A 9,776-nucleotide genomic window follows, 5' to 3' on the forward strand; every position below is an offset into this window, starting at 1 on the left:
CTTTCCCATGATTTGAACTTTAATCATATTTGTGGAGCCGACTTTACCAATTGGAACGCCCGCTGTGATCACCACGACATCTTCGGCATGGATGAAGTTTTTAGTTAAGGATGTATTCACAGCCACTGATAACGTTTCGTCCGTTCCTGAACTTTGAGGGACAAGCAAAGGTTGAACACCCCAAAGGAGAGCTAATTTTCTTGCCGTGGCCGCAAAAGGGGTTGCGGCGACAATCAGGGCGTTGGGCCGATACTTGGAGATCAGCCGCGCAGTCAACCCCGAATGTGTCGGCGTGAGGATAACAGCGGCTTCGAGGTCTTTCGCTATGGTATAGCTGGCGAAACTAATCGCTCCTGCTACATTACGCTGAGGATAGCGGGTTAACTGATTATCTGAACGGGTCTGTTCAGTTCGTTTAGCTATTTTATCCATCATCTGAACGGCTTCAACGGGGAAAAGACCAGCTGCTGTTTCACCAGATAACATAATGGCATCCGTTCCATCCAAAATAGCGTTTGCAACATCACTTGCCTCTGCTCGAGTGGGTCGAGGTTGCCGGATCATCGAATCCAACATCTGAGTTGCAACAATAACGGGTTTGCCAAGTAAATTGCACTTACGAATCATTTCCTTTTGCCTGATGGGGACTTCTTCAACCGGAATTTCAACCCCAAGGTCGCCGCGGGCAACCATAAGCCCATCGGCTACTTCAAGGATAGCATCTAAATTATTCAGTCCTTCCTGACTTTCGATCTTGGCGATGATCTGGACATCGGCAGCCATTTCTTCAACAACCCTACGCACGTTCAAAATATTTAGGGCTTTACGGGTAAAGGAGGCGGCGATAAAGTCAATCCCTTGGGAAATACCAAAGCGAATATCCTCTATATCCCTTTCTGTGACAGAGGGTAAGCCGATAAGTGCGCCTGGAACATTAACCCCTTTTTGCGACATAAGAAGCCCACCGTTACGAATAACAGTTCGGATAATTTTGCTGTCCACTGAGGTGACTTCTAAATCAAGTTGACCATCATCAATGAGAATATGGCTGCCAAGTTTCACTTTTCGCCATAGGTCGGTATAAGTTATCCCTATCCGTTGCTGATTACCGAGGCCGGGATCTGTATCCAGACTAAATACAGCTCCGTTTTCAAGCGTAATACCCTCTTCAGGAGCCCTTCCAGTGCGAACTTCCGGTCCTTTAGTGTCAAGAAGAATCCCCAAATGCTTACCTATTTTGGCAGCTTCCTCTTTGAGAATTGCGATTCTTCGGCCGTGTTCCTCATGTGTTCCGTGTGAAAAATTTAGTCGTGCAACATCCATGCCTGCTGCTAGAAGAGCTTGAACCTTTTCCCTGGACTCACTGGCAGGACCAATAGTACAGACAATTTTAGTCCTTCTCATGGGGTACACCCTCCTGATTTACAAGCCCTTCATTACAATAAGCTTCACTAAATCTAAAATGCGGTTTGAATAGCCCCATTCGTTATCATACCAGGCCAGTACTTTAACCATCCGATCTCCCATCATCATGGTCGACAAACCATCGACTATGGAACTGGCCGGATTACCATTAAAATCATGGGAAACAAGGGGTAACTCAGTATACTCGAGGATTCCCTTTAGTTTACCATCCGCTGCTTGATGCAGGGCAGCGTTGACTTCTTCTTTAGTAGCTGGCTTGGTAAAATTGGCGACAAAATCAACCAAGGAAACATTCGGTGTAGGAACCCGGACAGCAAGTCCATTCATTTTACCTGTCAATTCGGGGATGACAAGAGTAACCGCTTTGGCCGCACCCGTGGTCGTGGGGATCATGGATTGATAAGCTGCCCTGGATCGACGCCAATCTGAGTGTTCAAAGTCTAAGATCCTTTGGTCATTTGTGACTGAATGAGTCGTTGTCATCATCCCTTGTTCTATCCCAAAAGCATCGAGTAAAACCCGAGCTACTGGAGCAAGACAGTTTGTTGTACAGGAAGCATTAGAAATAATATGGTGCTTCAGCGGATCATATTTATCGTCGTTTACTCCCATGACAATCGTAATATCTTCATTTTTAGCCGGAGCAGAAATGACGACTTTCTTAGCTCCTGCAGTAAGGTGTTGTGCTGCAGCGTCACGGTTTGTATAACGACCGGTTGACTCGATGACGATATCTACGCCGAGTTTGCTCCAAGGCAAATCCAGAGGATTTTTTTCTGCAAGTACCTCAATCCGTTTCCCGTCAATAATCATTGTACGTCCATCAAGTTCCACGGAATTAGGAAGAACCCCGTGAATTGAATCATACTTGAACAAATGGGCTAATATGTCAGGACTAGCCAAGTCATTGACGGCTACTACTTCGAAAGGAAGAGATTGATTTAGGGCGGCACGAAGTGTAAGACGACCAATTCTACCAAAACCATTAATAGCTACTTTTAAACTCATTGGGACAACCTCCTTTTAATAATCCGGTAAGCCAAACAGAGCATAAAAACATTTTCCTAATCTTCTTTCTGTACAAACAAACAAATCCCTTCTTTGTGAATGTTTATTCATAATTATTACCAATATTACTTGATATGGTTCGCTAAAGAAGAGGAAAACTTGCAAATCATGGCTTTGCAAGTTAAAAGATTGATCAAAAATTATTGTCGATCCCGGTGCTGGTTTTTACAGACTTTTTGCTTTCCATAACCCTCTTTTCTTACGGCGTAATACGTGGTAAAGGTTTCTGAATATTTCGCTCTTTCTGCGTGTCAAATTCCGTATAATGCGGATCTTTTATGGTTAACGGGGATTTTGCTCGTGAAACTTTTTTGTGGGCGCCCATATATATCCTTCCTTTTCAATCCTAAAATATAACGAACCTAGTTTTCCCGGTAATAATAATTCATATACCTTAAATCTTCAAATTACATAATAGGCTGTTCTTCGACTCCCGCAATATGACGCATTGCCGCTCGCCCAAAATGTCCCCAAAGTCCGCTTTTATGCATTCACTGTATAAAAATAAAAACCCGCAATCGCTTGCGGGAGTAATGTCTTTTTGGTGCGCCACCACGGATTTGAACCGGGGACCTGCCGATTAAGAGTCGGATGCTCTACCAGCTGAGCTAGTGGCGCAATTACAACAATTGATAGTATACCCATAAAACATTAAATAGTCAAGCTCAAAATATTTGTTACACCCTAGCCTAGGTTCTATCGGTTCTCCGGGTCAGCAGCTAAGTTCAGAATAGCTTGGGCGTACACTTTGGTCGTTATGAGGAGGTTATCGATCGATATGTATTCATCGGCACAATGAACCATTTCAGGTTCACCAGGAAAAACAGGTCCAAAGGCGACCCCTTGGGGGAGTGCTTTTGCATACGTTCCCCCACCAATGGCAAAGGCAAAGGGTTCTAGCCCGGTAACATCGGCATAGGCTTTGAGCAAAGATTGAACTAAAGCACTGTCTTTGGGGACATGATGCGCTTCTTGATGGGTTAATACTTTAAGGCCAAGTTTTTCACTCTGGGCTATTTTTTTGATCGGGAGAAAAACATCATCCAGCTTAAACGTAACTGGGTAGCGGATATCGATGACGAAGCGAACTTTGTCGGAAGTCATTTCTAAAATACCTAGATTAAGAGATAGTTTACCAGAGGGTTCATCACTTAAGGCGATTCCGAAACCTTCTCCCATAAATCCAGCGCCTGGGTACGTCAATATAAAATCAAGAATGTGTTGTTCTTCGTGGGCAAGAGGTAACGTGCGAAGGAATTGTAAAGTGTATAAAATCGCATTTTTACCGTTTTGCGGGAGACTCCCATGGGCCCCGACTCCCCTAAAGGTAAGTTTAATTTCCTGTTCATGATGATCTTGGTTATGAAGCTTACAACTAACGCCCTTTGGAAAAGAGAAGTCGTTCAATTTCTTTGCAATGACATCGTCAGCGATCCCCTTGACGGTAACTTCGCAAAGATCAGGAACGATGTTCGCGCGTTCTCCACCCTTGACTCGGACAAGATGGGGAAAAGATGTCGCATGGGATTTACTCAATTCGAGATGAAGAATCCCCTTTTCCGCATGGATCACCGGAAACTCGGCGTCTGGCGCAAATCCGATCTGGGGTACTTCCTCTTTTGTAGAATAATAATCCATATCCGCCCAATCAGACTCCTCATCGGTACCTAAAATCAGGCGAACTCTCATATTTAAGGGAATATTTGCATCTTTTATCGCTTTCATGGCGAAGAGAACCATTAACGACGGTCCTTTGTCATCTAATGCCCCCCGACCCAGTATTTTACCGTCTTTAATCGTCGCACTATAGGGAGGGACTGACCAGCCATCCCCTTCCGGGACGACATCAATATGGCCCAGGATCCCTAAAAGGTCCCCCTTGCCCATTTCAATATAACCGGCGTACCCGTCAACATTCTTAATGGTAAAGCCAAATTTTTCTCCTAATGCCAAAATCCACTCCAAGGCCTTTTGAATTCCAGGACCAAAAGGGGCACCAGGTGCGGCATGTTCAATATCCTTGACACTCTTTATCCGGGTACACGCTTGGATGGCAGCAAGCAAGTCTTCTTTCATCAAGTCAATCTGTTGGTCAAGACGCATCTTTCTTCCTCCGATTATTCTAATCGCAATTAACTCTAGCATACCCGGATTAAGTAATGTATTACTATGAATTCTCGGCGGTTAAAGTAGAAAAATTCACTTCGATGGTTGTACCTTTGACCACGACTTTTCCTGCTTGGGGTGATTGTCGATTGACTAAGCCACTCCCGGTAAAATTGAAGTGCAATTCAGACTTTGCCAATGTATCCCCAACCTGGCGCATGGTCATTCCGGTTAGATCAGGAACTATAACTTCCCCGCCTACAGGTGAACGTTCAGGGGTTACCGGTTTGGGTGAGGGTCTAACAGCTGAATTGCCGGGTGAAATTGTTACGGTGCTTTCAGTATCTTTGGCTACAGGAAGGCCATAGTATTGCATGGCCCCCTCAATAATGGCTTTAGCTCTAGGTCCGCCTAAGAATCCTCCTTGATGGCTGCCGCCTTCTTTTGGCGAATCTATAATTACCAGCACTGCAATTTTCGGATCCTCCGCGGGGGCGTAAGCGGCGAATGAGGCAATGAAGTCTGTGGGCGAATATTGCCCAGTCTGAGGGTCTACTTTTTGGGCAGTTCCCGTTTTACCTGCAACATTAATACCTGGGATTTTGGCGAGTTGCCCAGTTCCATCAGCTACGACCTGTTCAAGGATTTCTGTCATTTGCTGTGCGGTTGTTTTAGTGATTACCTGGCGTACGGGGGTTGGTTTTTGTTGTTCAACGAGTTGACCATCAGGCGTCGTTATTTTGTCAACTATATATGGGCGATAAAGTGTCCCCCCATTGGCCACCGCGGAAATGGCGGATAATAACTGGATCGGGGTAACTGAATTGGACTGGCCAAAAGACATAGTTGCGAGATCAATATCGCGGACTTTATCTTGGGGAAGGAGTAAGCCACTTTCTTCACCTGCAATATCAATCCCTGTTTTTGAGCCAAATCCGAAAGCTTTTAAGTAAGTATAAAAGGACTCTTTACGCAAGCTCATCCCAACCTGCGCCAAAACAACATTGGAAGACAACTGCATCCCTTTTGTAAACGTAGGGTTACCATGCGGCTTTTGGTCCGAGTCCCAGTTGGTAATTATCCGAGGCGGAATTCGTAGGTAGCCGGGGTCAGAAAACGTATCATTCGGGTGGACAACCCCCTCTTCCAAAGCGGCCGATCCGGTAATTATCTTGAAGACTGATCCTGGTTCATAAGACATACCGATAGCGAGGTTGCGGCGAGTTTCAGGTGTGACTTCAGAGTAATCCGTGGGATCAAATGTGGGACGGGATCCCATGCCCAAAATACGTCCGGTCTTCGGATCCATGGCTAAAATCGTTACGCTATTGGCTTTGGTGGTTTGCTGTAAATTATCCAGTTGCTGTTCAACTAAATATTGAATCGTTGAATCTAAGGTTAAAGTGATGGAGTTTCCTGGGCGTGAAGGATCACCCTGAAGAAGGGCATCCAGGATGGAACGTGCTCGGGTATCTTGTTCCTGAGACTGAAAACCGGGTTTGCCGAACAATTCTTTATCATAATAGGATTCAATGCCTTCCACGCCATGACCGGCTTGATTTACGATCCCGAGTACAGAGGCCGCAAAATTCCCCATAGGATAGACACGTTTTTCCTCTTCATTTAAACCGACCCCGGGGATTTTAAGGGCCATGATTTCATCTGTTTTATTTATGTCCACTTGATGAGCTAAGCTAATCCAGGATTTATTCTTATTGAGTTTATCGAGTATGTCCTGTGGTTTTATGTCTAAGATGCTGCCAAGCTCATTGGCAACATCTTCTTTCGTTTTTTTGAATTGCTTTTTGACAATTAAATCACTCAACATGTTGGGATTTGCATAGATTTCTTTAACCGGGATGCTTTGAGCTAAGACATTGCCTTGAGTATCAAAAATGATGCCTCTTTCCGGTCGCAGGCTTTTATCACTGGTCCGACGCTCAATCCCTTTAGCCTTGAGATCAGCAGCTTGAACGATTTGAAGTGTCACGAGCCTGGCTAACACCAGGGTGACCGCCAAAAGCAAAATCAAATGAACCCACCGATCACGTGAAAAATAACTAATTGTGCGTTTACTTCTTTTTTTCAAAGCATCACTCTTCTCTCCTTTCTATATTATAGCATTTTATGGCCTTCTTCCAACTCCTTTTTAACTCGAATATTTTACCAAATAGAGCTCACGCTTTCTTAACTATCGATGGCAATTATTAAATAGCCACCTCGCTAAGAAATCGCAAGCTCTTGATTGTATTTTGTCCTTAGAAAGGGAAGGATTATGCTGGGAAAAATAGGAATATAAAGAGGAAGTTTCTTTTTCGCTTAGCTCGTTTTTGATAGAAGAACACAGGTTATTGTACCGGTAATAAATCCTCCCAGATGCGCAAAGTTATCAATTCCTGGTTGGACGAAGCCAAATCCGAAATTAACCAAAATCACAACAACCAGATTCATTCCCAAGCCGGTCTTCCAAAGTGTTGGCCTTTTAATACTGTAATACAAAAGCGCTCCTAAAAGTCCAAAGATCGCTCCGGAGGCTCCAGCAGAAAGGGCAGGAGAAAATATAAAGCTGGCAATTGATCCTCCGAGACCGCTCAAGATGTAAATCATAAAAAACCGTCGATGCCCCAGGATTTCTTCGGTTAAAGGACCTAATGCCCACAAGGCATAAAGATTAAAGGCGAGGTGGATAATGCCAATATGAATAAATGTACATGCTAAGAAACGCCAGAGTTCACCGTCCAGAATCAAGGTGTTAACTTTAGCTCCAAATTCGATAAGAACACGTTGATCGTTCGAACCGGTGATAGGATTTGGAAACAGATCCAGTCCGGCAATAACCATTAGTAGAAAATATATCAAGTTTATGCCTATAAAAGTATTCGTTATAAACGGTTTAAAAGATCTTGTTATTTGGGATTCCTCCCCTGGAAAAACTGGCGTTCCTCCAGCCAGTTGCTTTAACCAATGGGGAATCAACTGATCGTTGGATGGAGGAAAAGGAAATATGTTACCCAGTTGGATATCCCAGTACCAAAGTTGGATATCAGGAAAACGGTGTTGTGTTAAATGTGAAGAATCAACCCCTTCGGGGCAAAAAACAATAACGTCCCACCTGGAAATATTTGTATAGGGACGAAGCCACTGCTTAAATTCATCGGGAAGTTCATTGAATTTACCTAATACAAGTCCACGATTCAGCGACTCGTGAGTTGCACTAACCCAGTTACCTTCTAAGGATCCCAGCCTCCAGCCAGATTCTCTGAGACTATGAGTAATCTGTTCGAACATATGATCACCTCTATTAGGTCTCCCCAAGAACCCCTCGTAACAAACTTGGTATGCCGTAATCATTTTTTCCGGCTCCATACCCCACATTGAGCAAAGTCATCTCCGGAAAAGTTGACTGCCCAGCTAAGGCACGGATAAGTGCTGCACCAGTCGGGGTAATGAGTTCACCCGTAATTCCTGATTCATGGCATTTATAGCCACGCAAGAGCATAAGTGTCGCCGGAGCGGGTAACGGCAATATTCCATGAGCACAGTGCACAAAACCATGTGACCAAGGAAGCGTAGAGACTCGAATTAAGTCAATGTCTAACTGATCCAGAGCGATACAGGTTCCCACAATATCGACAAGGGAATCAACTGCCCCCACTTCGTGAAAATGAACTTGGTCAAGCGTTGTCCCGTGAACATGAGCCTCTGCCTCAGCTAAAACATTAAAGACTAAAAGAGCGCTCTTTTGAGATCGTTCTGACAAGGTACCAAGAAGGATCATGTTTTCGATATCCTGGAGACTTCGCTGATGATGTTGATGATCTTTATTTTGAATATTAACTTCGATGTCGGTCGCTTGAATGCCATGGATTTGGCGCGAACGGATATCAAGGACAAATTCTGTCAGTCCGATGGAATGAAGTTGATTGACAATTTTTTTTGGATCAGCGCCTAAAGCAAGCAGCGACCCTAGAGCCATGTCGCCGCTTATGCCGGCGAACGTATCCCAATATAAAATTCTCAAGCCAATACTCCTCCCGGTCTTTTTCGCGAAATAAGGCGCACAATTGCCGAGGCTAAAGAAGCTGCCCCAAAGCCGTTATCAATATTAACGACTCCGACTCCGGAAGCGCAACCGTTTAACATACTAAGTAAGGCGGCTAGTCCTTGAAAGTGAGCACCATAACCCACACTTGTTGGTACAGCGATAACAGGTTGTTCGACTAGTCCTCCGACGACACTGGCCAGGGCGCCTTCCATTCCGGCAATAACTATAAGCACTTCGGCGCGTTCCATGAACTTTCTCTGATCGAACAGACGGTGTATACCGGCGACACCAACATCATACAGCGTATCAACCTCGTGTCCCATATAGCGAGCCGTCAGCCAGGCTTCTTGAGCCACAGGCAAATCGGCAGTCCCAGCTGTTATAATGAGGATCCTACCGGAAATGGTGGGATCCTCTAAGGGACGAAGAAGGAGACAGCGGGCCTGCAAATCATATTGAGCACCTGGAAAATGGGCTAAAATTATTTCTGCATTTTTAGGGTCGAGACGGGTGCCCAACACGTTTTTAGCCTTGGCACCCAAGTGCTTTAAAATTGAAATAATATGGTCAGGTTGTTTTCCCTGACAAAAAATCACTTCTGATTGTCCCGTGCGCAGCGTTCGATGATGATCTAACCGTGCATACCCCAGATCTTCATAGGAAAGATCTTTTAATTGAAGTAACGCTTCATCGGGGGAGTATGCCCCTTGCTGAACAGATTCAAGGAGGGCCTTTATGGTCTCTTCATTCATGCCTTATCCTCCTGCTGGATGGGGGAATTTTTTCGTAAGAAACTTTTCCACTTCTACCGCGGCCAAAGCGCCATCTCCAACTGCCGTGGATACTTGTCGCAAAGGAGTGTTGCGGATATCTCCGGCGGCATAAACGCCTTCGATATTAGTTTGCAAGAGAGGATTGGTCAGAATATAACCCCGCTCGTCCGCCGCAATTTCTCCTTTGATAAATTGAACGTTAGGAGCTGTGCCAACGTAGATAAAAACGCCATCTGCCGGGATTTCACGTGTTTCTCCGCTGAGTATATCATGTATGCGAACACCTTCCAAACGATCAGACCCAAGGATTTCCTCGATTATGGTATTCAGCTCAAAACGTATTTTTGGGTTATCTTTTG

General features: G+C 44.8%; 8 protein-coding genes and 1 tRNA gene. All 9 read right to left on the minus strand.

The genetic code is table 11. From position 1 onward, the window contains the following. Positions 1–1,404, minus strand: a 1,404-nt coding sequence (gene pyk / locus AC6I5A_RS15030) for a pyruvate kinase (RefSeq protein WP_034617917.1), incomplete at its 3' end; no start/stop codon positions are given. An 18-nt stretch (positions 1,405–1,422) separates the two neighbouring features. Beyond that, complete coding sequence (gap, locus tag AC6I5A_RS15035; RefSeq protein ID WP_034617918.1) at positions 1,423–2,433, minus strand: type I glyceraldehyde-3-phosphate dehydrogenase; 1,011 nt, start codon at positions 2,431–2,433, stop codon at positions 1,423–1,425. 602 nt (positions 2,434–3,035) lie between these two features. Beyond that, positions 3,036–3,111 (minus strand) — tRNA-Lys (locus tag AC6I5A_RS15040). Between the two features lie 78 nt (positions 3,112–3,189). Further along, on the minus strand, positions 3,190–4,596 hold the full coding sequence (gene pepV, locus AC6I5A_RS15045; protein ID WP_034617919.1) for a dipeptidase PepV: 1,407 nt from the start codon (positions 4,594–4,596) through the stop codon (positions 3,190–3,192). Between the two features lie 64 nt (positions 4,597–4,660). Continuing rightward, complete coding sequence (locus AC6I5A_RS15050; protein WP_034617920.1) at positions 4,661–6,688, minus strand: penicillin-binding protein; 2,028 nt, start codon at positions 6,686–6,688, stop codon at positions 4,661–4,663. 230 nt (positions 6,689–6,918) lie between these two features. Beyond that, a complete protein-coding gene (locus AC6I5A_RS15055) occupies positions 6,919–7,887 on the minus strand; it encodes a rhomboid family intramembrane serine protease (RefSeq protein WP_034617921.1) in 969 nt (322 codons plus the stop codon). Positions 7,888–7,900: 13 nt separating this feature from the next. Beyond that, complete coding sequence (larC, locus tag AC6I5A_RS15060; RefSeq protein ID WP_034617922.1) at positions 7,901–8,620, minus strand: nickel pincer cofactor biosynthesis protein LarC; 720 nt, start codon at positions 8,618–8,620, stop codon at positions 7,901–7,903. Continuing rightward, a complete protein-coding gene (gene larB, locus AC6I5A_RS15065; protein ID WP_034617923.1) occupies positions 8,617–9,396 on the minus strand; it encodes a nickel pincer cofactor biosynthesis protein LarB in 780 nt (259 codons plus the stop codon). Before larB ends, larC begins: the two co-directional genes overlap by 4 nt. Before the next feature lie 3 nt (positions 9,397–9,399). After that, the coding region (locus tag AC6I5A_RS15070) for an NAD(P)/FAD-dependent oxidoreductase (protein WP_034617924.1) at positions 9,400–9,776 on the minus strand (377 nt) is incomplete at its 5' end.

It is taken from the genome of Desulfosporosinus sp. Tol-M2 (assembly GCF_059735615.1).

Excerpts from the sequence above, each read along its gene's own strand:
- larB (WP_034617923.1), bottom strand. The coding sequence starts at position 9,396 with ATGAATGAAGAGACCATAAAGGCCCTCCTTGAATCTGTTCAGCAAGGG.
- gap (WP_034617918.1), bottom strand. The coding sequence starts at position 2,433 with ATGAGTTTAAAAGTAGCTATTAATGGTTTTGGTAGAATTGGTCGTCTT.
- pepV (WP_034617919.1), bottom strand. The coding sequence starts at position 4,596 with ATGCGTCTTGACCAACAGATTGACTTGATGAAAGAAGACTTGCTTGCT.
- AC6I5A_RS15055 (WP_034617921.1), bottom strand. The coding sequence starts at position 7,887 with ATGTTCGAACAGATTACTCATAGTCTCAGAGAATCTGGCTGGAGGCTG.